We start from the raw sequence: 25,485 nt of genomic DNA, 5'->3' as shown, positions 1-25,485 counted from the left end.
AAAAAATTAAGCTTGTTGCTCAAATCGTACGGCTTGAAGCGCTTTTTCGAATGCTTCTGTGATGTCGTCTGCGTCTTCGATTCCTACGGAGATGCGAATCGTTTGGGCAGTGACGCCTAGCTTTTGGCGTAGTTCGTCTGGTATGGATCGGTGCGATGTTGCGATCGGATAGGAGATCGATGTCTCGAGTCCTGCGAGCGTAGGGACGACTTTGACAAATCCTAGTTTAGACGAAAAGTCAAAGACGTCGATAGCATCATCGAGTTCGATCGTCACGATAGCGCCGTTGCCTTTTGTAGATGCTGCTTTTGGATAGTAAACGTGCTTGACGCCGTCTGCTGTCTCCAGTGATCGAGCTAGCTTTTGTGCGTTATTACACTGCCGTTCCATGCGGAGGCTAAGTGTTTTAAGTCCTCGGCTCGCGAGCCATGCGTCGAATGGTCCGACGTTGCTACCAAGCATAGCCATTTTAGCCTTTGCTTTTACCATAAGCTCACGTGACCCAGTAACAGCTCCTGCTGTCACGTCACTGTGTCCACCGATATATTTGGTAACGCTGTGGACAACGATGTCTGCTCCGAGTTCGTGTGGTCGTAATAGGTATGGTGTTGCAAACGTATTGTCGATCATAAGTTTAATATCGTTAGTGAGCGCAATTTGTGAGAGCCCTTCGATGTCCTCTACTCGTAGTAATGGATTTGTGATCGATTCGCTATAGAGAAGGACGGTGTTGTCCTTTACTGATGCTTCGATTGCCTCTCGATCGGTTAAGTCAATAAAGCTTACTTCGATTCCGAAGTCTGCGAGATCCTGCTTAAATAGCGAATATGTCCCTCCGTAAAGGTCTTCTGTTGCGATGATATGATCGCCTGTTTTCGCAACGGCTAAGACACCTGCTAGGATAGCGGATAGCCCAGAGGATGTTGCCACGCCCATCTCTGCTCCTTCAAGGTCCGCAACCCCCTTGCCTAGGTCATCATTATTTGGATTACCCATACGCGTGTAGAGGTAATTTTTATTCCCCTGATAGTACTCTTCCATCTCTGTGAAGTCTTTAAAGGTAAATGCCGAAGTTTGGTAAATCGGCTTTGTTTTACTCACTTCATTTGCTTGCTCCTTGGTAGGAAAATGCACGTTCATTGTATCAAAACGCATGGTCAATCATCCCTTCTATTCACAAAAATCATTTATCTCACTATCATACCTTAAATTAGTCAGATAATATAGATAATCGTTTTATTTTGCGCGTATTTTTATACACCCATATGGAAGAAAACAAATTAATGATTTGTCATATAGGCTTCATGTCCCCTTCATATTAGCTTCATAATTCCTCTGTATAGTAGGTATCAGTAAAGGACATTACGTCCTTTCCCCCTTAAATATATTTGCTGGTCTGTTGCCAGCCCGCCGGTGCGCTCTGTCAGAGAGTCAGCGGCGTTTTTTGTTTTGAGTGGTGTTAGTTTTTTGAGGTTGTTAGTTGGAGGATATTGGTTGTTGCGGCATACTTCTCATTAGATTCACCTTACTTCCATTTGCTCCTTACTTCTTTTATGTCATCTGGATCAACTAGCTGCTTAACGTTTATGGAAGATTAAGCGACGGACCTTCTTTCTGATTTGGTAAATACGGACTTCCAAATGACGCATACAAGCACGGATTTGATGCGAAGAATGGGACTTGACGCATACCCAGTGCCAAGTGATGCAACGGATACCTTGTTTGATGCATATGCCTAGGCGTTTGAAGCAAACAGTTTCCCATTTGATGCAAAGCTAGTTTAACAGACGCATACGAAGACCCAACTGACGCACTCCATCTTAGATGTGATGCAAACGCCGTTCTATCTTGGATGCATACACTCCTTCATTTGATGCAAGCCAATCTGCCGCGACGCATACGGAAGATCAGGTGGCGCACTCACTACCCAATATGATGCAAACGACCTCTAGCCTGACGTAAACGATCGATAAATCAACGACCTTCCCGTTAAAAAGGCAGCTAATTTCCCTTTTTAACACACAAAAAAACACCCACCATCAGGTGGATGCTCGTTTGCCCAGCAACGTCCTACTCTCACAGGGGGACAGCCCCCAACTACCATCGGCGCTAGAGAGCTTAACTTCCGTGTTCGGCATGGGAACGGGTGTGACCTCTCTGCTATCGTCACTAGACTATGATTTCTTGCTCCGCTGTGCGAATCAAGAAAGATAAAGGTCGTTGACCTTTCAAAACTGGATAGTGAACATGTAGAAGAAGAATCGTCTTAGTTGACGCCTTCTGTAAAACTATATATCTTGGTTAAGCCCTCGATCGATTAGTATCTCTCAGCTCCGCATATCGCTATGCTTCCACACGAGACCTATCTACCTCATCATCTCTAAGGGATCTTACTCACTATAAGTGATGGGAAATCTCATCTTGAGGGGGGCTTCATGCTTAGATGCTTTCAGCACTTATCCCGTCCACACGTAGCTACCCAGCTATGCTCCTGGCGGAACAACTGGTACACCAGCGGTGTGTCCATCCCGGTCCTCTCGTACTAAGGACAGCTCCTCTCAAATTTCCAACGCCCGCGACGGATAGGGACCGAACTGTCTCACGACGTTCTGAACCCAGCTCGCGTGCCGCTTTAATGGGCGAACAGCCCAACCCTTGGGACCTACTTCAGCCCCAGGATGCGACGAGCCGACATCGAGGTGCCAAACCTCCCCGTCGATGTGGACTCTTGGGAGAGATTAGCCTGTTATCCCCAGGGTAGCTTTTATCCGTTGAGCGACGGCCCTTCCATACGGTGCCGCCGGATCACTAAGCCCGACTTTCGTCCCTGCTCGACCTGTATGTCTCGCAGTCAAGCTCCCTTATGCCTTTGCACTCTGCGAATGATTTCCAACCATTCTGAGGGAACCTTTGGGCGCCTCCGTTACTTTTTAGGAGGCGACCGCCCCAGTCAAACTGCCCACCTGACACTGTCCCTGAACCGGATCACGGTTCGAGGTTAGAATGTCAAAACAGCCAGGGTAGTATCCCACCAATGCCTCCACCGAAGCTAGCGCTCCGGTTTCCAAGGCTCCTACCTATCCTGTACAAGCTGTTCCAACATCCAATATCAAGCTACAGTAAAGCTCCATGGGGTCTTTCCGTCCTGTCGCGGGTAACCTGCATCTTCACAGGTAATATAATTTCACCGGGTCTCTCGTTGAGACAGTGCCCAAATCGTTGCACCTTTCGTGCGGGTCGGAACTTACCCGACAAGGAATTTCGCTACCTTAGGACCGTTATAGTTACGGCCGCCGTTTACTGGGGCTTCAATTCAGAGCTTCTCCCGTAAGGGATAACCCCTCCTCTTAACCTTCCAGCACCGGGCAGGTGTCAGCCCCTATACTTCGCCTTGCGGCTTCGCAGAGACCTGTGTTTTTGATAAACAGTCGTTTGGGCCTATTCACTGCGGCTCTCTCGGGCTTGCACCCTAATAGAGCACTCCTTCTCCCGAAGTTACGGAGTCATTTTGCCGAGTTCCTTAACGAGAGTTCTCCCGCGCGTCTTAGAATTCTCTTCCCGCCTACCTGTGTCGGTTTGCGGTACGGGCACCAGCTTTCTCACTAGAGGCTTTTCTTGGCAGTGTAGGATCGGGAACTTCGCTACTAAATTTCGCTCGTGATCACAGCTCAACCTTACGGTAGACGGATTTGCCTATCTACCAGCCTCACTGCTTCAGCGCACACTTCCAATCGTGCGCATTCCCTACCTTCCTGCGTCCCCCCATTGCTCAAACAAAAGCGTGGTGGTACAGGAATATCAACCTGTTTGCCATCGCCTACGCCTTTCGGCCTCGGCTTAGGTCCCGACTAACCCTGAGTGGACGAGCCTTCCTCAGGAACCCTTAGGCTTTCGACGGAGGGGATTCTCACCCCTCTTTTCGCTACTCATACCGGCATTCTCACTTCCAAGCGCTCCACAAGTCCTTCCGGTCTTGCTTCGCAGCCCTTGGAACGCTCCCCTACCATTAACACCTAAGGTGTTAATCCATAGCTTCGGTGATACGTTTAGCCCCGGTACATTTTCGGCGCAGAGTCACTCGACCAGTGAGCTATTACGCACTCTTTCAATGATGGCTGCTTCTAAGCCAACATCCTGGTTGTCTAAGCAACTCCACATCCTTTTCCACTTAACGTATACTTTGGGACCTTAGCTGATGGTCTGGGCTGTTTCCCTTTTGACTACGGATCTTAGCACTCGCAGTCTGACTCCCGAGGATAAGTAATTGGCATTCGGAGTTTGACTGAATTCGGTAATCCTGTGGGGACCCCTAGTCCAATCAGTGCTCTACCTCCAATACTCTTCCCTCGAGGCTAGCCCTAAAGCTATTTCGGGGAGAACCAGCTATTTCCGAGTTCGATTGGCATTTCACCCCTACCCACACCTCATCCCCGCACTTTTCAACGTGCGTGGGTTCGGGCCTCCATCCAGTGTTACCTGGACTTCACCCTGGACATGGGTAGATCACCCGGTTTCGGGTCTACAACCACGTACTATGTCGCCCTATTCAGACTCGCTTTCGCTGCGGCTCCGTCTCTTCAACTTAACCTTGCACGTAATCGTAACTCGCCGGTTCATTCTACAAAAGGCACGCTGTCACCCATTAACGGGCTCCAACTACTTGTAGGCACACGGTTTCAAGATCTCTTTCACTCCCCTCTCGGGGTGCTTTTCACCTTTCCCTCACGGTACTGGTTCACTATCGGTCACTAGGGAGTATTTAGCCTTGGGAGATGGTCCTCCCAGATTCCGACGGGGTTTCACGTGTCCCGCCGTACTCAGGATACACTCCGGAGGAGGGAGTCTTTTGACTACAGGGCTGTTACCTTGTACCGCGGATCTTTCCAGATCGCTTCGTCTAGACTCTCTCTTTCTTACTCCGTATGGAATGTCCTACAACCCCAAAAGGCAAGCCTTTTGGTTTGGGCTAATTCCGTTTCGCTCGCCGCTACTAAGGAAATCGCATTTGCTTTCTCTTCCTCCAGGTACTAAGATGTTTCAGTTCCCTGGGTCTGCCTTCTCATATCCTATGGATTCAGATATGGATCCTACCCCATTACGGGTAGTGGGTTCCCCCATTCGGAAATCTCCGGATCAACGCTTACTTACAGCTCCCCGAAGCATATCGGTGTTCGTCCCGTCCTTCATCGGCTCCTAGTGCCAAGGTATCCACCGTGCGCCCTTATTCGCTTAACCTAACTTACTGTTAGGACGTCGTTTTACTTCTTGGCTATCTTCTAAGACACTCGGAAAAACCTTTCGTTTGTTTCCAAACGGATTGATTTTCCGGTGATTCTTTTCTACATGTTCTTACTATCCAGTTTTCAAAGGTCAACTCGGAATAGACCCCACAAGGGGTTCTTCCGGAGAGGCTTACCCTCTCAAAACTAAACAAAAGGATCGAATGCGAAGTTCGATTGAGCTTAATGCTCCTTAGAAAGGAGGTGATCCATCCCCACCTTCCGGTAGGGATACCTTGTTACGACTTCACCCCAATCATCTGTCCCACCTTCGGCGGCTGGCTCCATAAAGGTTACCTCACCGACTTCGGGTGTTACAAACTCTCGTGGTGTGACGGGCGGTGTGTACAAGGCCCGGGAACGTATTCACCGCGGCATGCTGATCCGCGATTACTAGCAATTCCGGCTTCATGTAGGCGAGTTGCAGCCTACAATCCGAACTGAGAATGGCTTTATGGGATTTGCTCAACCTCGCGGTTTTGCTGCCCTTTGTACCATCCATTGTAGCACGTGTGTAGCCCAGGTCATAAGGGGCATGATGATTTGACGTCGTCCCCACCTTCCTCCGGTTTGTCACCGGCAGTCACCTTAGAGTGCCCAACTAAATGCTGGCAACTAAGGTCAAGGGTTGCGCTCGTTGCGGGACTTAACCCAACATCTCACGACACGAGCTGACGACAACCATGCACCACCTGTCACTCTGTCCCCCGAAGGGGAACGTCCTATCTCTAGGAGTGGCAGAGGATGTCAAGACCTGGTAAGGTTCTTCGCGTTGCTTCGAATTAAACCACATGCTCCACTGCTTGTGCGGGCCCCCGTCAATTCCTTTGAGTTTCAGCCTTGCGGCCGTACTCCCCAGGCGGAGTGCTTAATGTGTTAACTTCGGCACTAAGGGCATCGAAACCCCTAACACCTAGCACTCATCGTTTACGGCGTGGACTACCAGGGTATCTAATCCTGTTTGCTCCCCACGCTTTCGCGCCTCAGCGTCAGTTGTAAGCCAGAAAGTCGCCTTCGCCACTGGTGTTCCTCCATATATCTACGCATTTCACCGCTACACATGGAATTCCACTTTCCTCTCTTACACTCAAGTCTCCCAGTTTCCAATGACCCTCCACGGTTGAGCCGTGGGCTTTCACATCAGACTTAAGAGACCGCCTGCGCGCGCTTTACGCCCAATAATTCCGGACAACGCTTGCCCCCTACGTATTACCGCGGCTGCTGGCACGTAGTTAGCCGGGGCTTTCTCGTGAGGTACCGTCAAGGTGCCGGTCTATTCGTGCGGCACTTGTTCTTCCCTCATAACAGAACTTTACGATCCGAAGACCTTCATCGTTCACGCGGCATTGCACCGTCAGGCTTTCGCCCATTGCGGATGATTCCCTACTGCTGCCTCCCGTAGGAGTCTGGGCCGTGTCTCAGTCCCAGTGTGGCCGATCACCCTCTCAGGTCGGCTACGCATCGTCGCCTTGGTAAGCCATTACCTTACCAACTAGCTAATGCGCCGCGGGCCCATCCTGTAGTGTTAGGTAAAACCCAACTTTTACAAGGGAACCATGCGGTTCCTTTGATTATCCGGTATTAGCTTCGGTTTCCCGAAGTTATCCCAGTCTACAGGGCAGGTTGCCCACGTGTTACTCACCCGTCCGCCGCTCATTCCACATCATTCACTCCGAAGAGATCGTGATGCTTCCTGCGCTCGACTTGCATGTATTAGGCATGCCGCCAGCGTTCGTCCTGAGCCAGGATCAAACTCTCCGATAAATCGTCGAAGTTTGAACTTCTGACTAACGTTCGAGTAAACTCGAACAACGAATCTAGCGATTCATTTTGAAGAACTAGGTTCTTCATTTAAAAAAATTGACGAGATGGTTTTCATCTCTTTTAATTCCTTCGCTTCGTCTTTTGTTTAGTTTTCAAAGAGCAAGTTGTTCTATGAGAAGTTCTTATGGTGGGCCTGAGTGGACTCGAACCACCGACCTCACGCTTATCAGGCGTGCGCTCTAACCAGCTGAGCTACAGGCCCTGAACCAATCATGTAATTTGGTTAAATAAATGGAGCGGGTGATGAGAATCGAACTCACATCATCAGCTTGGAAGGCTGAGGTTTTACCACTAAACTACACCCGCATGATAAAATGTCGTATAACTGGTCGGGAAGACAGGATTCGAACCTGCGACCCCTTGGTCCCAAACCAAGTGCTCTACCAAGCTGAGCTACTTCCCGGTTAAGGGCGACATTTACATGTTATATATTCAGGGATTTATGTAATTGGTGCGGTCGAGAAGAGTCGAACTTCCACGGGATTTCTCCCACTAGGCCCTCAACCTAGCGCGTCTGCCATTCCGCCACGACCGCGTACATAAACTGTTAAATTGTAATAATTGGTGCGGGTGAAGGGAGTCGAACCCCCACGCCCGAAGGCACTAGATCCTAAGTCTAGCGCGTCTGCCAGTTCCGCCACACCCGCACAATTGAAAGTCTTAAAAATATAAATGGCGGTCCCGACGGGAATCGAACCCGCGATCTCCTGCGTGACAGGCAGGCATGTTAACCGCTACACCACGGGACCACTTATAATGGTGGAGGATGACGGGCTCGAACCGCCGACCCCCTGCTTGTAAGGCAGGTGCTCTCCCAACTGAGCTAATCCTCCATATTGGATAAATAAACTACGAATCTCTTTGTCAACTGCACTCGTTCACTTTTCTCACGTACCTGAGTACGCTTGAACGTTCTCTCCCTTGTTTCCTCGATCTTCTTGTTTCTTTATCCAATCAAGTTTTTTGTAAGGGCGAATCTCTTTGTCAACTGTTCTCGTTTTCGTATCAGATGACTGCGTTTATGTAAATCATGGTGACCCGTACGGGATTCGAACCCGTGTTACCGCCGTGAAAGGGCGGTGTCTTAACCACTTGACCAACGGGCCAGTAAAGGCGAAAAATTTACTGGCGGAGAAGGAGGGATTTGAACCCTCGCGCCGCTTTCGCGACCTACACCCTTAGCAGGGGCGCCTCTTCAGCCACTTGAGTACTTCTCCAAGAAATGGCTCCACAGGTAGGATTCGAACCTACGACCGATCGGTTAACAGCCGATAGCTCTACCACTGAGCTACTGTGGAATATTAAGTAAGGTTTGTCTCTTTTCGACAAGATTTATCTTACCACTTTTCAGTGGTCTATGTCAACAATACTTTTTTAAAAAAGTATTTTTTGTCGTTGGCGCTGTAAGCACCGCTCGTTCAGCGACTTTTATAATTTAACACAGAATCTAATTTACCGTCAATGGTTTTTTAAATGTTTTTGTTACTATTTTTTTGAGGCTGCCCTGACACCTGCCACACACGTACTTTTTCGTATTCATTTGACGACGGCGAGTGAACTGTAGCGCACAGGATTCACACTCATAAATGTGTAGCTTAGACGAAGTGGACCTGCTATTCGGGATCGTTTTACAGTGACGAGAACCACCAACTTGCTTTAATAGAAGCTTAAAATCCTCATCCTTATGCTGATACCCCATACCAAGGATATGTAAATGATAATGACAAAGCTCGTGCTTGATGATACTCACAACCTCTTCCTCTCCGAAATACTCAAAGTGACGAGGATTAATTTCAATATCATGCGTACCTAATGAATAGCGACCACCTGTAGTTCGCAAGCGCGGGTTAAAAAAAGCCCGATGTAAAAAAGGGCGCTTAAAGTATTCCATCGATATAGATTCCGTTAGCTGCTGTAAATCTTTATCATTCATTATGCACGCACTCCATCACAATTATTTTGATCCTGCATATACTATATCATTCTATATAAAAGTCGAAAAGGGAAAGGACGTGTCTTTTCGTGCCGCATTGGTTAATCAATCAATTAAAAGAAGCCTACAGGACACGAGACCTTTATAAGGTCCGTACGCTGAACGCGTGCTGGTTTTACTACCAGCGCCTGTAGACTCCCTAGATTTTATTGATCAGATGGTTGCTTCATCGTTAACGAGACTCGCCCTTTCTGCTCATCTACGCCATCCACCCACACAGTTACCACATCACCAACAGAGACAATATCCATTGGATGCTTCACAAATCGATTTGCGAGCTTCGAAATATGCACCAATCCATCCTGCTTTACACCTATATCAACAAATGCTCCAAAATCAACGACATTACGCACAGTCCCTTGGAGCTCCATCCCCTTTTCTAAATCGGAAAGAGATAGAACGTCTTGCTTTAATAGAGGCTTTTGAATATCGTCACGTGGATCACGCCCCGGTTGAATCAATGCCTGCACGATGTCGCGTAGCGTTGGCTCCCCAGTTTCGAGCGTAGTAGCCATCTCACGAATGTCGATCGCTTCAAGTGCCGCTTTTGCCTCTTCAGAGCCAATTTGCTCTTTTGTCAGCGACAGGTGCTGGAGCAACGCATGCGTGACATCATAGCTCTCCGGGTGAATCGCCGTGCGGTCAAGTATCTCTTTGCCGTCATTAATCCGCATAAACCCGATTGCCTGTTCATATGTTTTAGCGCCTAAGCGAGGAATCTTCTTAAGCTCCTTACGCGAAACAAACTTACCTTCTTCCTCACGACGCTTCACAATATTTGTTGCAACTGTCTTTGAGAGACCAGCTACATACTGCAATAACGAGGATGAAGCCGTGTTTACGTTGACTCCTACTCGGTTAACTACCGTCTCTACGACAAACGTTAAACTATCTCCAAGCTTAGACTGTGTCACATCATGCTGATACTGCCCAACGCCAACTGATTTCGGATCAATTTTTACAAGCTCAGCTAATGGGTCCTGTAAACGACGCGCGATTGATACCGCACTTCGTTCCTCTACTTGCAAGTCTGGGAACTCTTCTTTTGCAAGCTTTGAAGCTGAATAGACACTTGCTCCCGCTTCATTCACGATGAGATAGTACACATCCGTCGTCTCCTTAAGGACATCTGCGATAAACTGCTCTGTCTCACGAGACGCCGTACCGTTACCAATTGCGATCATTTTCACGCCGTGCTTTTGGACAAGATCTATAACAACTTTTTTTGCTTCCGCCGTTTTATTCCACGGAGCCGTTGGATAAATGACACTCACATGAAGCATTTTACCCGTATCATCTACGACCGCGAGCTTACAGCCAGTTCGAAATGCCGGGTCCACTCCTAGTACAACTCGTCCTTTTAGTGGCGGCTGTAGTAAAAGGTTCCTCAAATTCTCCGAGAAGATCTCGATCGCATGCTCCTCCGCCTTCTCATTCAGCTCTCCGCGAATGTCACGCTCAATCGACGGTTGCAACAGGCGCTTATAGCCATCCGCAATCGCACCCTTTACCGCATCCGCGACGATCGTGTACGTGCCTTTTAACACCTGCTTCTCCATCCACGTCTGAATACGATCAATCGGTGGCTCAACCTTCACCTTCAGTACGTCCTCCGATTCTCCACGATTTACAGCGAGAATACGGTGCGGAACAATCTTTGCCACCTTCTCTCCATATTCGTAGTACATCTCAAACGTACCCTTCTCATCCTCCGACTTCGGCTTTCGCTCCGACACAAGCATCCCGTCGCGCCACGTCATCTGACGCACCTGCTTGCGAATATCCGGATCATCGGCTACCATCTCCGCAATAATATCCTGCGCACCAGCGATCGCATCCTCTGCCGTTCCAACCTCTTTTTCTTCATTAACATATGTAGTCGCCTGTGCATGGAGGTCTCCCTCTTTAGGGAACGACATAATCCACGTTGCAAATGGCTCTAAACCACGTTCTTTTGCTATCGTAGCGCGAGTTCTGCGCTTTTGCTTATACGGACGATAAATGTCCTCCACTTCTTGAAGCTTCGTCGACGCTTCAATAGCTTCTGAAAGTTCGTCTGTTAACTTGCCTTGCTCCTCAATTAAACGAACGACTTCCTCTTTACGTTTATCAAGGGCATTCATATATTCCCATCGAGTTAGTATAGCTCGAATTTGTTCCTCATCGAGACCACCTGTCTGCTCTTTTCGGTAACGCGCAATAAACGGGACGGTGTTCCCTTCATCCGATAGAGAGATAACCTCCTGTACTTGCTTCGGTTTAATTTGTAATTCTTTACTCACTAATTCTATGTTTTGTGTCATGTTAATCCCTCCTACTTTATCTATCATACAGGAAGTAGAAGGCGAATGACAAAAGCACGATATCTCATTGAGTTGCATTTGCGCACTAGGCACCTTAATTGCGCTTTAGGTAAGCTTGGTTTGGTAGCTCTGTTTTTCTTGTGCGCGTTTATGATCCTCGTTTATTCCTTCTACCAATTAGATTGTTCTTTGTACTTTCGTTTACGCGTCCGCACCCCTCGTTTGCTCGTCCACGACCTTTAATCGCGCTTTCTAGCTTTCCCTTTGTGTCATCACGTCTCACTTTTTCTAAGTCTCTAAACTCATCAAAAAAAGACCAACGCTAATGCTATTGGTCTTTTACACGTGATCGTATGAAGTTAATTGATCTTTCCGACTAAAACGGTAGTATCATCATCTGGATTATCCATCATTAGAAGAACCTTCTGAAGGACTTCCTGTGGACGCTCCACACCTGAGAACAAAGTATGGTGAACCGGTAAAAGCTTAAATCCATCGGAATGCAGAAGAAATAGCATGTCTTTCTCGTAAGCGAATTGCTGGATGAAGAACTTTTTCTTACGACCAGACAAAAACCCTCGAGATGGTAATGGACGAACTACTTTCCCTGGACTACGGTAAAGAACACAAGCAATGTTACCTACATTACAGTATTCAATCATACGCTCATGAAAATGAAATTTAAGAATAGTGAGAACGACCCCTCTCGTACCAAACATCTCGTTGTTACAGAGGTCCATAAGTGTTAATAAGTCCTTCTCACTATTCTCTTCAATAACCTTCATGACGGTTGAGGAAGCATGCATCGCTTCCTCTCCACTCCCTAATCCATCTGCGACTGCTGTCAAAACAAAGTCGTCAGTCCGAAGTGTTAAATACCCGTCGCCCGAACACCAGTTTCCATTCTTGGCTGTTTGATAAATGCTAACGTCGATCTCCCGTAAATGCTGGTGTTCGATCATTTAAAAGGCCTCCGTTGGCTCGATTCGAATTGATTCACGTAGCTTTTGCAAAGCCCTTCGTTGCAATCGTGATACATGCATCTGGGAAATACCGAGCTTATCACCCGTCTCCTTTTGACTCATGTTCTCGAAATACGTTAACTGAAGAATTTGCTTCTCGCGATCAGTTAAGACAGTAAATGCCTTTTGTAATAGTAGCTGCTGATCTGTTTTGGCATAGCCATCCTCTTGTTGGCCAACTAAGTCAAGAAGTGTCACTGCACTTCCCTCATCATCAGCTTCTATAGAGCGATCGACAGAAAGTGCCTGGTAGCTCTTCCCCATTTCCATCGTCTCAAGTACTTCTTCATCTGTTACATCAAGGTGCTCCGCAATTTCATGCACAGATGGAGAACGTTGAAGGGCTGTTGTCAGCTCTTCTACAGCACTTTTAATTTTTGGACCTAACTCTTTAATACGTCTTGGGACGTGAACACTCCACGTTTTATCGCGAATGAACCGTTTAATCTCACCAACTATTGTCGGAACAGCAAACGATTCAAAGCTTCGACCGAAGGATTCATCAAAACGCCTAAAGGCAGCAAGCAGACCAATCATTCCAACTTGGACGAGATCTTCGTCATGTCGTTGTCCTCGCGAAAACTTTCTAGCTAAAGCATGAACAAGACTTTCATACTCAAGAACGAGATCCGTTTGCAGATTTTCGTCGCCCGTTCGTTGAAATTCTAAAATCATTTCAAGAACTTTTTGCTTATGCTGCTGTTGCTTACTGCTCTGCGTTTTCTTTTGAGGTTGATCTGACATGGCTTTCCACCTCATCTCTATGCAGGTACTTCGTCATCACGATCATGACGCCAGATTCCCCGCGAATCTCCACTCGGTCCATGAGTGTTTCGATTAAGAAGAGCCCAAGCCCTCCTTCCTTCATATCCTCAACAGGCTGATCCTTTGAAATAGGACCACGCTCTGACAAGAGTGTCTCCACATCGATAGCGCCACCGTTATCGGCAACGATCATCTCTAATCGATCCTCATAAACAGTAAAGCCAACATGCATCGTGTTTTCGACAGAATCATCTTTATAAGCATGATTTACAACATTCGTGCATGCCTCAGCAATGGCAATCTTAATGTCTTCAATGTCGTCGTATGAGTAGCCTAAACGATTTGCGACTCCTGAAACGGTAAGTCTTACGACGCCTACATATTCTGGCTTCGCAGGGACTTTCATTTCAATAACATCAGAAGTTTGAGTCATCACTATGCTTCCTCCCTTTTAGTTGCGTCAATTTCGATTACTTCGTTCAATCCTGTAATCTCAAATAGACGCCTCACGCGTTCATTTAATCCAGTAAGTGTTAATGTACTGCCAGACTTTTCCGTTGATTTTAACGTACCGATAAAGATCCCTAGACCCGTACTATCAATATAGTTCACGTCTGATAAATCGACGATAAGATGTTTGTTTGGCTGTTCAGCAAGTGGATGTAATGTTTCCTTCAGCTTCGACGCTGTATACACGTCTACTTCTCCAGAAACTTGTGCGAGGTTTTGGTTTTCCGATTCTGTTACATTGATTTCTAAATTCATATAGTTCCCTCCTAATAGTTACGAAAAAAATGAGCCTAAATCTATATTCCTCATTTTGCAAAAAGCTAAACCTTACGGCGTAAAATTAGCAGGGTAAAATCGTCCTTTAATTGGAATTCCTGTGCTTTTTCAAGCTCTTGATAGACTTGATCAACGATTTCCTGCGCAGTTAAATGCTGATGTCGCCTTATGATATCGACGAGCTGCGCGCGTTCAATAAACTCTCCATCTACACGACATTCCGTTACACCGTCAGACAATAACACAACGAAATCATTTTCTTTTAAAGAAAACGAGCTCTCCTTATAAGACACTTTAGGAGACACACCGAGAACGAGCCCTTTAGCCTCCAAATTATCAAACGTGTCTTCAGACGCATCATAAACAAACCCAGGTTCGTGCCCAGCGCTTGCATAATAAAATGTATGGTCTGTCGAATCATATAATCCGTACATCATCGTAATAAACATGTCTTCATCAATGTTACGATGCACAACCCTGTTTAAACTCTCTAAAAGAGAGGCAGGCTGAAACTCTTTCTCTGTCAATGTATCTACTGCATACTTAATCATCGACATCGAAAGTGCTGCGGGGACGCCCTTACCAATAACATCCGCTACGGCAACAATCACATTTCCGCTATCGTCCGTTCCATAGTGATAATAATCCCCGCTCATTTTACTAGCGGGGACACTAATGACACCTAAGTCGATCTGATCCATCTTTAGGTCGTTATGTGGAAGGAGCGTTTTTTGCATTCTGGCAGCAACATCTAGCTCTGACTCTAGTCGTTGCTGTCTGTCTCTTAAACTCTGATGCTCTCGATAAGCAAGACCGTAACCGATCATGACCTCTAGCAATAGATCAAATGAATCGATCACCTCTTGTGATAAGTCATCCTTTAGTTCTTGAAACACGGAAATGTGAAGGCTCACTGTTTCTTCTGGTGACATGTCCTGCTCCATCATTTGCTTACTAAACTGTTGCGCATGATATAAAGCATGTTCACTCTGGTTTTCTAAATAAGATGTTAGCATTTCCTTATAAAGCTGGTACATCGATACCTTCATTTCCTCCAAAACGAGCGCACCTCCCTAACGAAGCCACTTCGTTGCAGTAATCGTCGTCCCCTGGTCTAACTCCGAATCAATAGAAAACTCGTCCATTAAGCGTCTCACACCTGGCAAGCCGGCCCCAAGTCCGCCTGACGTCGTAAAACCATCTTCCATTACGCGTCTAAGATCCTTAATCCCTGGTCCTTGATCATCTGCAATAATTTTTATTCCACGTTTGCCTGAAGCAGCTACTTCTTCTATTTGAATTTGTCCCTTGTTTGCATATAAATAAATGTTTCTTGCAAGCTCTGAGATGGCAGTCGTGATTCGTGCCTGATCAACAGAACCGAATCCAATTTCTCGCGCTAATTTACGTCCTGCTTGTCTGGCAGCAACGATACCCCATTCACTGTTTATATCAACATGGGTTTGAACTTGCATAATCAACCCTCCAATTCGAGTTGGAGTCTCTCCAACCCTTGTTCAAGGTCTAATGCAGTCGGAACATCATCAAGCACAATGCCCATGTCAATGAGGGTAATCGCAACCGCTGGTTGGATCCCAGTTAATACGACTTTCGCTCCCATTAAATTAGACATATCGACTACATCGCCTAACACTTTTGCGATGAAGGAATCTATCATATCTACGGAGGTTAGGTCGATAACAACGCCTCTCGACCCTTCTTGATGAATTTTTTCTAACACGTCTTCTTGAAACTGCAGAGCAGTTTGATCATCTAATTCTACTTGGACAGAGATTAATAGATAATCATGTAGTTTAAGAATAGGAATTCGCACAACAAGCCCCCCTATTTACCTTCGAGCTCGACGATTTGTTTTTTCGTCATCTCTAAGGCTGATTCAATTCCTTTTTTGAGCGTGCTTTTTGTAGGGAATTTACCAAGATCAATCCCTAAGTTTACAATTGTCTGCGCAATTTCCGGACGGATTCCAACTAGGATACATTTCGCCCCAACTAGTCGTACAGCTTCCGAAGCTTGAATAATATGGTGCGCAACCATTGTGTCTACTACTGGCACGCCAGTAATATCAATTAATACTACCTGCGACCGGTGCTCGATAACTCCGTCTAACAGATTTTCCATGATGAGCTTAGCGCGTTCTGTATCGATCGTCCCGACCAATGGCATTACGCTAATGTGCTCAAAAACAGGAATTAGCGGTGCGGATAATTCCTTAAGTGCCATTTTTTGTAGAAAAACAGTATTCTCCCAAGATCCAGAATATTGATTCACTAGTACATTGATGACATCATCAATCCAGTCTTCGATCTCTAGGAAATATTCAATATGCTCACTGTCTTGGTTGCTTTCAGAAGCCAACACGCGAATCGTTGTCTTCCTAAACTCTTGAAGTCCTCGTGTGATATAGTTAAGCGGCCATCCCATTTGGATTAAGCGCTCTACATATTGGTTCAAGTCATTTTCTGCGTTTGTCTCACCGTTTTGAATAGTGAGTACTAGTTTGTTTACGAACTCACGGTTCGTATTCTCGTACATGGTATCAGAGATATTCTGTAAAAGATCGTCTGCTCGAAATTGCTCAATTGACTCGAGCCACGATTCGATAATTGTTTGTCTGTGTTTTAGTACTTCATCCCTGACCTTAGGATTCATTGTCTTTCCTCCACTCTACTTTTAAAAAATGATACTTTCATTATTTCACTGTTTATACCTAATTGCAAACATTGTCAAAGAATGCTTCCAAACATATGTCCATACAAAAAAGACTGAATCTGCCGTTCGTGGAGTCCAGTCTTTTTGGTCGCTGAGTGTTAAAAGTCAATAAGGCCAATGCTTATGTTCAATGCGTCATTCACTTTTAACATCATATCGTCATCTAAATGAGTAATTTTGTCTGTTAATCGTTGTTTGTCAATCGTGCGGATTTGTTCTAATAAAATGACCGAGTCGCGATCAAATCCGTATTGCTTAGCGTTGATCTCTACGTGTGTTGGTAGTTTTGCTTTTTGAATTTGTGCTGTAATTGCTGCAACAATCACCGTTGGGCTAAATCTGTTCCCAATGTCGTTTTGTACGATCAAAACAGGTCTTACTCCTCCCTGCTCTGACCCAACGACTGGTGATAAGTCTGCAAAATAAACATCACCGCGTTTGACTATCAAATCCGCTACACCCCACTAACAAGGCGATCTAGCGTACTTTCAGCCTCCTCTTCAACTAAAAAGGATTCCGTTGCAATCATTAAGTTGATTTTCGCCATTTCTTCGTACCCCTGTTGCATCGTCTCGCGAATGAGTAGCTTCTTTTGCTCCTGCACGTACATTTTTGTTGCACGTTGGATAAATGCGCAGCGATCTTCATCTTTACCTTCTGTTAATGCATCTAATTCATTCACCAATTGTTGCGGTAAACTAACCGTAATGTTCTTTGTACTTTCCATAGACACCGAACACCTCCATGTAGCCATCGAAACAAGTTTGTATTCCTGTTCAATCATATCATTTGACAAAGTAGATTGCAAAGCAACTTTTGGCAATTTCTTAACTTTTTCGTCAATTTTCTAACAAATCATGTAAGATAATGGCACAAAGGTTGTACAGTAGTGATATTAAACCTTTTCTTAAGACTACTATATGCATAGATTAGCAAGTTATATCTTAAAGTTTAGCATCTATTCATCAAAGCTTCCTACTAATTTTAAGAAAACACGCGGTTATGGATGTGTAGGGTCTTGCCGTCTTTTACAATTGCCCTTGGCACACGGTAGCTGATGATGCACGACACCTCATAGTTGATCGTCTCGAGTCTCTCTGCGACTTCATCTGTTGATATGTGCGAGTCGCCCTGCGCCCCAATCAAGGTGACCTTTGTTCCAACTGGTACTTCTTCTTTGACCCGAACCATCAGCTGGTCCATACAGACTCGACCGACAATCGGCGCACGGTCCCCATTAACAAGCACTTCCCCAGACTGATTTGCTCGGATAAAGCCATCTGCATATCCAATCGGAATAGTAATAATCCACTCTTCTTGCTTCGTTTCATACGTACCACCGTAGCTAACCTTCTCCCCAGGTCCAAGACGTTTTACATGCGTCACTTTACTATGGAGAGAAAATGCCTGTTTGAGTTTGACAGGCAGCGTAGGCTTCATCTCTATAGATGGCGTTAATCCGTACATGGCAATCCCAGCTCGTATGACGTTGAAAGGAGCCTGTTCATACTGCAAAGTCCCCGCACTGTTTGCACAGTGCTTAAAGAATGGATCGATGCCTTTTATTCGGAGATGGTCTAAAAGCTGATTAAACCGATCAATTTGCTTGAACGTGTATTGCTTATCATGCTCGTCGGCTTTTGCTAAATGTGTGTATGCGCCATCTACGATGATCTTCTTCGTTGTTTCTAAAACAGCTAAAAGCTCATCGATCTCCTCCTCGGTCTTCATTCCTATTCGATTCATACCTGTATCAAGCTTAAGGTGACAATGTAGCTTGAGCGTTGAGTCTTGAAGAGTTTGCAAGGCAAGCGTTGCCCACTCGGCCTGAAAGACAGTGAGTGTAATATTTAGCTCGCAGGCAATCTTTACATCCTCTGGTCTCACGTAACCCATCACCAAAATCGGTGCCACAATCCCTTCTTGACGAAGAGCGATCGCCTCATCTAATATGGCGACTCCAAGTATTGACGCACCTGCCGCAAGTGATTCGCGCGCAACATCGGCCGCGCCATGTCCATACGCGTTCGCTTTTACTACCGCCATAATGTGCACATGCTCAGGTAGCGTTGATTTTATAGCGTGTATATTATGGGCGATTGCATCCAAATCAACCTCTGCCCAAGTATCTCGATAAAATGGTCGTAACGATTCCACAGTCCAGCCTCCACTTTTTAACGTTGATCTCTCCATTATAACGATTTAGCCCCCCGTCGTGTCAAAACCTACCTTAATTTTAATTTAGAAAAATGTGTGAATGGGATGGTAGTTGGTTTAGCGAGCTGTCTATAGTGGAGTAATTTGGCTTGCGTTGAACGGATGTCTCATTACACCAAATTGCCCGTTAGTTGCATCAAATCACATGTTCGTTGCTTCAGTTGATATCCCGTATGCGTCAAGGTAAAAAATATGCGTCATTCATAGATATCGATGCGCCATTTTGCATGCAGTTTGCATCATCTATCAAATACACTTCATGGCTGTATCCGGCATCTTATTAAAGCTTCTTTATGTAGTATTGAATCCATTCCGCTTCATGTATAGAATTGTTCAACTCGCGCGACCACGTATCAAATTTGAGCAATCCTCCCCTACCTACGCGCAGTGATTCCCTCCTCGCGAACTTCCAACATATACGAGCCCTCTTCAACACACAAAGGGCCCCGCATCAGCGGGGCCCTTTACTGTCTATTCGAAATTAGCACCTTAACCTATTTTTCCTCCGTACCATGCACGCTTCTTGCTACGGCCTCCAGCTCCTGGAGCTCCATCACGTTTGAGGCAAGGAAGAATTCTGTTCCTGCATAGGTCCAAGATAGCGACAAGCCCTTTGCATCAGTTGTTAGCACCCCGATCGTAAAGCCTAAATCGAGTGGTTCGCCGACGCTATCAATTGCTGCATCCATCTGCATGTACCGTGCCTTTTGCTGAATTAATGTAAAAGGCTGCGTCCCATCGTATGTCAGAATGACGCGATCATTAATTTCGTCGGAAGAAGAAAGCGTTGTGCCATCCGGTTCATACAATGGATAGAATACGGTAAACGCAGACGCGTCGCCAGTAGCGGAATCGTCGTTCTCACCAGACCCAACGCCGTCTCCATCTTCAGATCCGCCCTCACCCGATCCAGTACCGTTTCCATTCTGGGCACCATCTTCTCCACCGTCAGCACCGTCACGATCCCCTTCGTTGCTACCTTCGTCCTCGTTTTGGTCATCCGAAGCGCCGCCGTTGTCATTCGCTAATCCGTCATCACTCGTAGCACCTTCTGCTCCTTCATTATTCGAGGCATCGCCCTCCTCTGGAACAGATTCACCCATCACCGCTTCTTTAGAAAAATCCTGATCCGTAAACGTCGGATTTAACTCGAAGGAATCAAAATCGACATGTACAAGTACCTTTAAGCTTAAATCAGTTACATCCACCTCTGTTGGTGTCAGCGTCTTTTTATCTAGCTTAATTTCCTGTTGCGCCAAGTTTTGATTGGAGTAGTTCGTATTCGTGCGGAAGGTATACTCCTCTTCTCCCGCCTCGAACTGTCTTTCTGCATCAATTAAAATATCGTTTAAAAGCGAGTCATACATGTACACCTGACTATTATTCTCTGGCCAATCACTCTGGAAGCGGAAACTCTTATTTAGCGATGGCGTTAACACAAATACGCCTTCATCGTTCCGCAAAATAATTTGCTTCTGCTCCTTCTCTGTGTGTGCAAGCTCTACCTTGTAGTAAGTAGGATGCTTGTACCAAATCTGCACCTCATATTCCTGAGGCTCCTCTCCAGTTTCCAGCGTCATCGTAGCAGTTGCCTTATACCCTTGCATGTCCGTCATCAGCTGCTCCATATCATTTAATACATCCTGCTCCGTCTTTTCGCCACAGGCTGCAAGTAGCATGAGTAGCGCAAAAACGAAAACGATCATCCTCTTCATCTGTTCAACCCCTTTATGTCTAGTCGTTGCCTTACACATATATGAGGTTGTCCCGACGCTTATGCCTTTTCGATGATCACTTGTGCAGCCGCAAATTCTCTAGAATGCGTAATAGAGACATGCGCTCTCTCCGCTTTGGCGCAGACTAAAATAGGTTTTCCTAACGCATCTTTATCAATTTGAATATCTTGGAATGACAGCTCGCCGCCAATCCCACATCCGAGCGCCTTTGCGCAGGCTTCCTTCGCCGCAAATCGCCCAGCCAAAAACTCCACTTGCCTAGATCCTTTAAGTGTGAGAAACGTTTGTTGCTCTGTTTCTGTCAATACACGTGTGTAAAAACGGGGTTGGCGCTCGATAATAGTTTGAATGCGCGATAATTCGATCACATCTAATCCGATTCCTTGAATCATAACGGCTCCCTCTTTCGTATAAATAGAGTACCCCTTTCTAGCGGCTGAATGTGCTTATATGCTACTATGAAGGGGATTAAATGACTTTAAAAGGCGTGAATCCTATGTTTATTCGGAATGAAAGCTTTGGCGAATTTCTTCGCAAGTATAAAGTAGTATCAGCTCTAATATTTATTAACCTTGTGCTATATATGTGGACGGACTGGTTTGGGTTTTTAGGCGGTGACGAGATTTATTGGTTAGGGATAGGTAATAACGTCTACGTAGCCTTCGGAGAATATTGGCGACTCGTGACACCGATCTTCCTTCACGCAGGGCTCATGCACGTAGCCTTCAATAGTTTTTCACTATTCCTATTTGGACCGGCGCTTGAACGCATGCTTGGTCGCGGCACTTTTTTAATGGTATATCTCGGAACTGGTATATTTGCCAACGTCGTGTATTACTTCCTGGGCGATCCACGAGCGTGGCACCTAGGAGCATCTGGTGCGGTGTACGGATTGTTCGGTATTTACTTGTACATGGTACTTGTACGGAAGGATCTGATAAACTCTCAAAATGCTCAGCTTATTACGGTCATCATCGTAATCGGTGTCATTATGACATTTATTAATCCTAATATTAATATCATTGCCCATATCTTTGGTCTAATTGCAGGTGCACTGTTAGCACCTCTTACTCTATCAAAAGTTACACGCGAGAGCTATTACCAGAATGTCCATGATCAGGACGATGTCGGCTTCGACCCCGACCGCTGGAAGAAACGCGAGCGATTCCGCCAAGCAAAATGGGTGTACATTGCAGGTGGATTTGGATTAATGGTGCTGTTCTTTTATGTAGTAGATTTGATCTTCTTTTAAAATTGTATGATGTGAATGTCGAGGGAGGCCAGCTCATTGGGAGCTGGTCTTTCTCTTTGTTCTACTAAAGGGGCAGCTGGCTTTATCACTTGTGCATCAGGACACCTCCACATTGTCAAACCTCACGTTAATTAGACGCAAATAAGGAGCTAGGAGACGCGACAGATCCATTCGTTTGAAAACGGAGCTTGGCTTTGTGATAACTGATACGCATTTCGTGATAACTAAAAGTAAAATTGCGGTAAATCCGCACCTTGTCATAATTATCCTTCAACTTGTCATAAATATCCGCCGCTTTGTCATAAATACTCCGCAACTTGTCATAATTTTCCTTCAACTTGTCATAACCTCACGCCATTTTGTCATAACCGCACCTCATTTTGTCATAACCTCATCCCACTCTGCCATAACTCCTATCTCAACCAAACAAAAGCCCCTCGCCAACTAAAGCGAGGGGCTCAATCAACCACATATTAAGCGTATCTAATACCTTTTCAGCAAATAGTGAAGAGGAATGATGGAGACTAGCACGATCAATAAGGCTCCTGGTGCCGCCTGGTGATAGATAGCCTCGGACGCGTTATAGTAAACGCGCACGGCGAGCGTATCGAATCCAGGCGGGCGGAGCATTAATGTTGCTGGTAGCTCTTTAATCGAGCTAACAAATACGAGCGCTCCTCCGGCTAAGATACCGGGTAAAATCGATGGGAGCGTCACTTTAAGCATGACCTTCCACGCCGGATAGCCTAGGCTTCGAGCAGCTTCATCCATTCGTGGCGAAACAAGGCTTAAGGATGCTTCGCCAGCCTGCATCGCCTGCGGTAAGAAGCGAACGACAAAGGCAATGGCAATCATATAAAACGTATTGTAAAGCAACGGCACGTGATTGTTAAAAATAAATACGAGACCGAGTGCCACGATGACGCCAGGTAATGCATAGCCTGTGTAGCTCAGCTTATCAATACCCGTTGAAATCATCGACGGGTGACGTGATTTTAAGTAAATAACTGGCACCGCGAGTACCATACAGAGAAGGGCTGCAAGTCCAGATACTTGAATACTGTTCCAAGCAAATTCAAAGAAGCTACTATCAATCGCACCCATCCCAGCTCCAATAACTGTCCAATAAACGAGGACTGCAATCGGTAAAATGACCGCCATAAAAAAGACGCTACTTACAAAGATAATCGCGAGTGGCTTCCACTTACCGAGCGATAAAATCTGGGGCTCTCGGAACGTGTTAGACGTTTGGTAAAACTTGTTTTTACGTCGCGTGTACGCTTCGATCCAAAGAACGATAATCGTGATGACGATCAGCACAAGGCTTAGCACCGTTGCTGACGGAATATCAAAGCTCGCTCGCTGGAAATAGATGGCCGCTGTAAATGTTACGTAGCGCATCATCGCAATAGCACCGAAATCGGATAGGACATATAGAGAAATAAGGATCGCCCCTGCGCCTATTGCCGGTCTAAGTAAAGGCAAATTAACCTTCCAGAATATTTGCGACGTCGTCATCCCTTGAGAGCGGGCAACCTCCTCGAAGTTTCGATTCATTTTCCGAAGAGAAGCACTAGCGATCAAAAAGACGTATGGATAGGTGAACATCGTCAAGACGAAAAAGACGCCCCAGAAGGAATAAATGTTGATCGGAAAGCTCATCGTGATCATGTCGCTCTCTCGCCACGCGCGCGCTAAAAAGCCACTCGGCCCAAAGACGATAATGTACGTCACCGCGCCGACATAAGGCGGAATGACTAGTGGCAAGGCGAGCATCCACTGCCACCATTTGCGTCCAGGTAGATCTGTGCGCGTCACGATCCATGCGAGAGAAACCCCGATGACGATCGCAAAGGCAGTGACGGCAACGGTTAGCGATACGGTGTTCCATAGTAATTGCGGGATACGATCGCCGAGGAGACGCATCCAGCTGTCTGCGCCTGCAGATATAGAGCGCCAAATGACATAAAGGAGCGGAATCGACATCAGGATCGCAACGACAATTCCAATCGTGAGGAGAATAAACCCTGGTGGATTCCCATTCCACGTTTCAAGCCAACGCCGCCTTATGAAACGGAGAAGGGCCGGAGACGATTTGTCTCCAGCCTGGGATTTTTTAGTATGTGAAATCTGCTTGCGATTCTCCTCAGTCATAGCTGTTTACCCTCGCTAACGTGATAGTATCTTCTAAGCTAGTTTAGCGTAACTCTAGGTCTAAGCCAGCGTCTTCAATGATTTGTACTGTATCTTGGAAGTAATTACCTAGTTCACTTAATGGCATATCTTGTACTTGAAGCTCAGAGAATGGGACTGCTTCTGCGAACGGTGGTTCTAGATCTGGGTTCATTGGTACTTCCAACGATTCTCCAACAAATTCTAGCTGGTTTTCATCCTCTAGTAACCAATCCATAAACGCTTGTGCATTTGCTTCGTTTGGAGCTCCTGCGACAACACCTGCGCCAGCTGCGTTAGCAATTGCGCCCATTTCGCCTTCCCCTTGGTCTGTGTAAATGAAGCCTACGTTGTTATCTGTTGGCTCTTCAAGCTGTTGGTGGTAGTAATAGTTGTTTACTAGACCAAATGCATGCTCACCAGCACCGACTGCGCGACGAATGTCACCGTGCCCTTCGAAGATACCTGCCGCATTTTCTTGAATAGCAGAGATCCATTCCATTGTCTGGTCATCACCCCACTCATAGCGTAGCGCTGATACGTTACCGATCATACCGCCGTTACCACCGCGTGTGATCGCATAGCCGTTCTCGACGTCTGCCCACTGTGGGTCAAGTAGATCTTCCATTTTTGTTGGCATTTCGTCTTCAGAAATCATGTCTTTATTATAAATGAATCCACGAGCACGAGCAGAGATTGCTACCCACTCATTTTCGTCGGCACGATATTGCTCATCAATCGATTCAACGTTTGTTGGGTTAGAAGGAGATAAAAGTCCTTCTGTATTTAAGTATTCAAGCGCACCGATATCATTTGAGATAAAGATATCTGCTTGGACGTTATTTGCTTCCTCTTGTACTTGAAGTGGGTCTGCTCCGTGAAGTGCGCGCACTTCGACGCCAGTCTCTTCTTCAAACTTATCTAATAGTGATTGTACAAACTGTTCGTTACGGTTTGAGTATACCACAAGCTCGCCTTCAAGTTCTGCATCAGCGGCTGTTTCATTATTTCCTTCGTTGTTAGAAACATCGTCTGTGCCGTTCGCATTTGTTTCATTTGTTTCGTTTGTTGCGTTTTCTTCATTTGCCCCTGCGTTTGTATTCGTATTCGCAGCCGGTTCTTCCGTGTTTGCTCCATCATTATTACCACAAGCAGCTAGTACACTTGCAGATAATACAGCTGAGATAAGTACCTTTGTTGACTTTTTCATGTATCTTCACTCCTAATTAGTATGTAGTTTGTTTTATTGATAACGATTCTCATTATCACTAATGTTCACTATACTGACAGTGAGAATCATTGTCAATAAGGTTTTGGTATCTTTTCATCGTAATTATGAAAAAAGCGTGACTATTGATAACGATTCCAAATAAGCGTAGGAATTTGCACTAGGAATGCCCTTC

The 25,485-nt window shown here is 46.0% G+C and carries 20 protein-coding genes, 10 tRNA genes and 3 rRNA genes; 2 read left to right on the top strand and 31 right to left on the bottom strand.

Going from position 1 to position 25,485, the window contains the following annotated elements; translation table 11 throughout:
• Positions 1 to 6: 6 nt before the first annotated feature.
• The 15 genes from FLK61_RS04080 to FLK61_RS04010 form a co-directional block, all read right to left on the bottom strand.
• Positions 7 to 1,155: a trans-sulfuration enzyme family protein gene (locus tag FLK61_RS04080; protein ID WP_176008242.1), complete on the bottom strand. Its 1,149-nt coding sequence runs from the start codon at positions 1,153 to 1,155 to the stop codon at positions 7 to 9.
• Positions 1,156 to 2,057: 902 nt separating this feature from the next.
• A 5S ribosomal RNA gene (rrf, locus tag FLK61_RS04075) occupies positions 2,058 to 2,174 on the bottom strand.
• 123 nt (positions 2,175 to 2,297) lie between these two features.
• Positions 2,298 to 5,235: ribosomal RNA gene (locus FLK61_RS04070) — 23S ribosomal RNA — on the bottom strand.
• A 241-nt stretch (positions 5,236 to 5,476) separates the two neighbouring features.
• Positions 5,477 to 7,043: ribosomal RNA gene (locus tag FLK61_RS04065) — 16S ribosomal RNA — on the bottom strand.
• Together the 16S, 23S and 5S rRNA genes with 10 tRNA genes alongside form the textbook arrangement of a ribosomal RNA operon.
• A 185-nt stretch (positions 7,044 to 7,228) precedes the next feature.
• Positions 7,229 to 7,305: transfer RNA gene (locus FLK61_RS04060), tRNA-Ile, on the bottom strand.
• 30 nt (positions 7,306 to 7,335) lie between these two features.
• Positions 7,336 to 7,409, bottom strand: a tRNA-Gly gene (locus FLK61_RS04055).
• 20 nt (positions 7,410 to 7,429) lie between these two features.
• A tRNA-Pro gene (locus tag FLK61_RS04050) sits at positions 7,430 to 7,506 on the bottom strand.
• Positions 7,507 to 7,552: 46 nt separating this feature from the next.
• Positions 7,553 to 7,638: transfer RNA gene (locus FLK61_RS04045), tRNA-Leu, on the bottom strand.
• 27 nt (positions 7,639 to 7,665) lie between these two features.
• Positions 7,666 to 7,750: transfer RNA gene (locus FLK61_RS04040), tRNA-Leu, on the bottom strand.
• Between the two features lie 26 nt (positions 7,751 to 7,776).
• Positions 7,777 to 7,852 (bottom strand) — tRNA-Asp (locus tag FLK61_RS04035).
• 8 nt (positions 7,853 to 7,860) lie between these two features.
• Positions 7,861 to 7,936, bottom strand: a tRNA-Val gene (locus tag FLK61_RS04030).
• Positions 7,937 to 8,134: 198 nt separating this feature from the next.
• Positions 8,135 to 8,209: transfer RNA gene (locus FLK61_RS04025), tRNA-Glu, on the bottom strand.
• A 20-nt stretch (positions 8,210 to 8,229) separates the two neighbouring features.
• Positions 8,230 to 8,320: transfer RNA gene (locus tag FLK61_RS04020), tRNA-Ser, on the bottom strand.
• A 6-nt stretch (positions 8,321 to 8,326) separates the two neighbouring features.
• Positions 8,327 to 8,401, bottom strand: a tRNA-Asn gene (locus FLK61_RS04015).
• A gap of 149 nt (positions 8,402 to 8,550) precedes the next feature.
• A complete protein-coding gene (locus tag FLK61_RS04010; RefSeq protein WP_176008241.1) occupies positions 8,551 to 9,036 on the bottom strand; it encodes a SprT family protein in 486 nt (161 codons plus the stop codon).
• 89 nt (positions 9,037 to 9,125) lie between these two features.
• Here FLK61_RS04010 and cmpA point away from each other — a divergent pair, with 89 nt between their 5' ends.
• Positions 9,126 to 9,230, top strand: a complete 105-nt coding sequence (cmpA, locus tag FLK61_RS04005) for a cortex morphogenetic protein CmpA (RefSeq protein ID WP_176008240.1) — start codon at positions 9,126 to 9,128, stop codon at positions 9,228 to 9,230.
• A gap of 12 nt (positions 9,231 to 9,242) precedes the next feature.
• Here cmpA and FLK61_RS04000 read toward each other — a convergent pair whose 3' ends face one another.
• The 14 genes from FLK61_RS04000 to acpS all read right to left on the bottom strand — a co-directional run bounded on the left by FLK61_RS04000 (position 9,243) and on the right by acpS (position 21,050).
• Positions 9,243 to 11,399, bottom strand: coding sequence for a Tex family protein (locus tag FLK61_RS04000; protein WP_176008239.1), 2,157 nt, complete (start codon positions 11,397 to 11,399; stop codon positions 9,243 to 9,245).
• 359 nt (positions 11,400 to 11,758) lie between these two features.
• Positions 11,759 to 12,361: a SpoIIE family protein phosphatase gene (locus tag FLK61_RS03995; protein WP_176008238.1), complete on the bottom strand. Its 603-nt coding sequence runs from the start codon at positions 12,359 to 12,361 to the stop codon at positions 11,759 to 11,761.
• The gene (sigB, locus tag FLK61_RS03990) at positions 12,362 to 13,165 is read right to left on the bottom strand and encodes an RNA polymerase sigma factor SigB (protein ID WP_176008237.1); all 804 of its coding nucleotides are present in this window, start codon (positions 13,163 to 13,165) and stop codon (positions 12,362 to 12,364) included.
• Positions 13,128 to 13,619 (bottom strand): anti-sigma B factor RsbW, encoded by a 492-nt coding sequence (rsbW, locus tag FLK61_RS03985; RefSeq protein ID WP_176011131.1) that lies wholly within the window; start codon positions 13,617 to 13,619, stop codon positions 13,128 to 13,130. Before rsbW ends, sigB begins: the two co-directional genes overlap by 38 nt.
• Before the next feature lie 2 nt (positions 13,620 to 13,621).
• Positions 13,622 to 13,951, bottom strand: a complete 330-nt coding sequence (locus FLK61_RS03980; protein WP_176008236.1) for an STAS domain-containing protein — start codon at positions 13,949 to 13,951, stop codon at positions 13,622 to 13,624.
• Between the two features lie 65 nt (positions 13,952 to 14,016).
• Complete coding sequence (locus FLK61_RS03975; RefSeq protein ID WP_430708789.1) at positions 14,017 to 15,030, bottom strand: PP2C family protein-serine/threonine phosphatase; 1,014 nt, start codon at positions 15,028 to 15,030, stop codon at positions 14,017 to 14,019.
• Between the two features lie 15 nt (positions 15,031 to 15,045).
• Complete coding sequence (locus FLK61_RS03970) at positions 15,046 to 15,447, bottom strand: anti-sigma regulatory factor (RefSeq protein ID WP_176008235.1); 402 nt, start codon at positions 15,445 to 15,447, stop codon at positions 15,046 to 15,048.
• A gap of 2 nt (positions 15,448 to 15,449) precedes the next feature.
• The gene (locus FLK61_RS03965; RefSeq protein WP_176008234.1) at positions 15,450 to 15,806 is read right to left on the bottom strand and encodes an STAS domain-containing protein; all 357 of its coding nucleotides are present in this window, start codon (positions 15,804 to 15,806) and stop codon (positions 15,450 to 15,452) included.
• Positions 15,807 to 15,817: 11 nt separating this feature from the next.
• Positions 15,818 to 16,645 (bottom strand): RsbT co-antagonist protein RsbRA, encoded by an 828-nt coding sequence (locus FLK61_RS03960; protein ID WP_176008233.1) that lies wholly within the window; start codon positions 16,643 to 16,645, stop codon positions 15,818 to 15,820.
• A 158-nt stretch (positions 16,646 to 16,803) separates the two neighbouring features.
• Positions 16,804 to 17,154, bottom strand: a complete 351-nt coding sequence (locus FLK61_RS03955; RefSeq protein ID WP_176008232.1) for a type II toxin-antitoxin system PemK/MazF family toxin — start codon at positions 17,152 to 17,154, stop codon at positions 16,804 to 16,806.
• Positions 17,155 to 17,159: 5 nt separating this feature from the next.
• Positions 17,160 to 17,438 carry an antitoxin gene (locus FLK61_RS03950; RefSeq protein ID WP_176008231.1) on the bottom strand — a complete coding sequence of 93 codons (279 nt, stop codon included), beginning with the start codon at positions 17,436 to 17,438 and terminating at the stop codon, positions 17,160 to 17,162.
• A 251-nt stretch (positions 17,439 to 17,689) separates the two neighbouring features.
• Positions 17,690 to 18,898, bottom strand: a complete 1,209-nt coding sequence (gene alr, locus FLK61_RS03945) for an alanine racemase (RefSeq protein ID WP_176008230.1) — start codon at positions 18,896 to 18,898, stop codon at positions 17,690 to 17,692.
• A 518-nt stretch (positions 18,899 to 19,416) separates the two neighbouring features.
• The gene (locus tag FLK61_RS03940) at positions 19,417 to 20,637 is read right to left on the bottom strand and encodes a LolA family protein (RefSeq protein ID WP_176008229.1); all 1,221 of its coding nucleotides are present in this window, start codon (positions 20,635 to 20,637) and stop codon (positions 19,417 to 19,419) included.
• Positions 20,638 to 20,696: 59 nt separating this feature from the next.
• On the bottom strand, positions 20,697 to 21,050 hold the full coding sequence (gene acpS, locus FLK61_RS03935) for a holo-ACP synthase (RefSeq protein ID WP_176008228.1): 354 nt from the start codon (positions 21,048 to 21,050) through the stop codon (positions 20,697 to 20,699).
• Between the two features lie 80 nt (positions 21,051 to 21,130).
• Here acpS and FLK61_RS03930 point away from each other — a divergent pair, with 80 nt between their 5' ends.
• Positions 21,131 to 21,910, top strand: a complete 780-nt coding sequence (locus tag FLK61_RS03930) for a rhomboid family intramembrane serine protease (RefSeq protein ID WP_249777676.1) — start codon at positions 21,131 to 21,133, stop codon at positions 21,908 to 21,910.
• Positions 21,911 to 22,393: 483 nt separating this feature from the next.
• Here the strand turns inward: FLK61_RS03930 and FLK61_RS03925 are convergent, their stop codons facing one another.
• Both FLK61_RS03925 and FLK61_RS03920 read right to left on the bottom strand, forming a co-directional pair.
• The gene (locus tag FLK61_RS03925) at positions 22,394 to 24,064 is read right to left on the bottom strand and encodes an ABC transporter permease (RefSeq protein ID WP_176008227.1); all 1,671 of its coding nucleotides are present in this window, start codon (positions 24,062 to 24,064) and stop codon (positions 22,394 to 22,396) included.
• 43 nt (positions 24,065 to 24,107) lie between these two features.
• Positions 24,108 to 25,292 (bottom strand): extracellular solute-binding protein, encoded by a 1,185-nt coding sequence (locus FLK61_RS03920; RefSeq protein ID WP_176008226.1) that lies wholly within the window; start codon positions 25,290 to 25,292, stop codon positions 24,108 to 24,110.
• Positions 25,293 to 25,485: the final 193 nt, after the last annotated feature.

Origin of the sequence: Paenalkalicoccus suaedae (genome assembly GCF_006965545.2) — a bacterium.
Lineage (GTDB): Bacteria > Bacillota > Bacilli > Bacillales > Salisediminibacteriaceae > Paenalkalicoccus > Paenalkalicoccus suaedae.
Note: the sequence above shows the minus strand (reverse complement) of the source record. Positions and strands in the feature narration are given on the sequence as shown.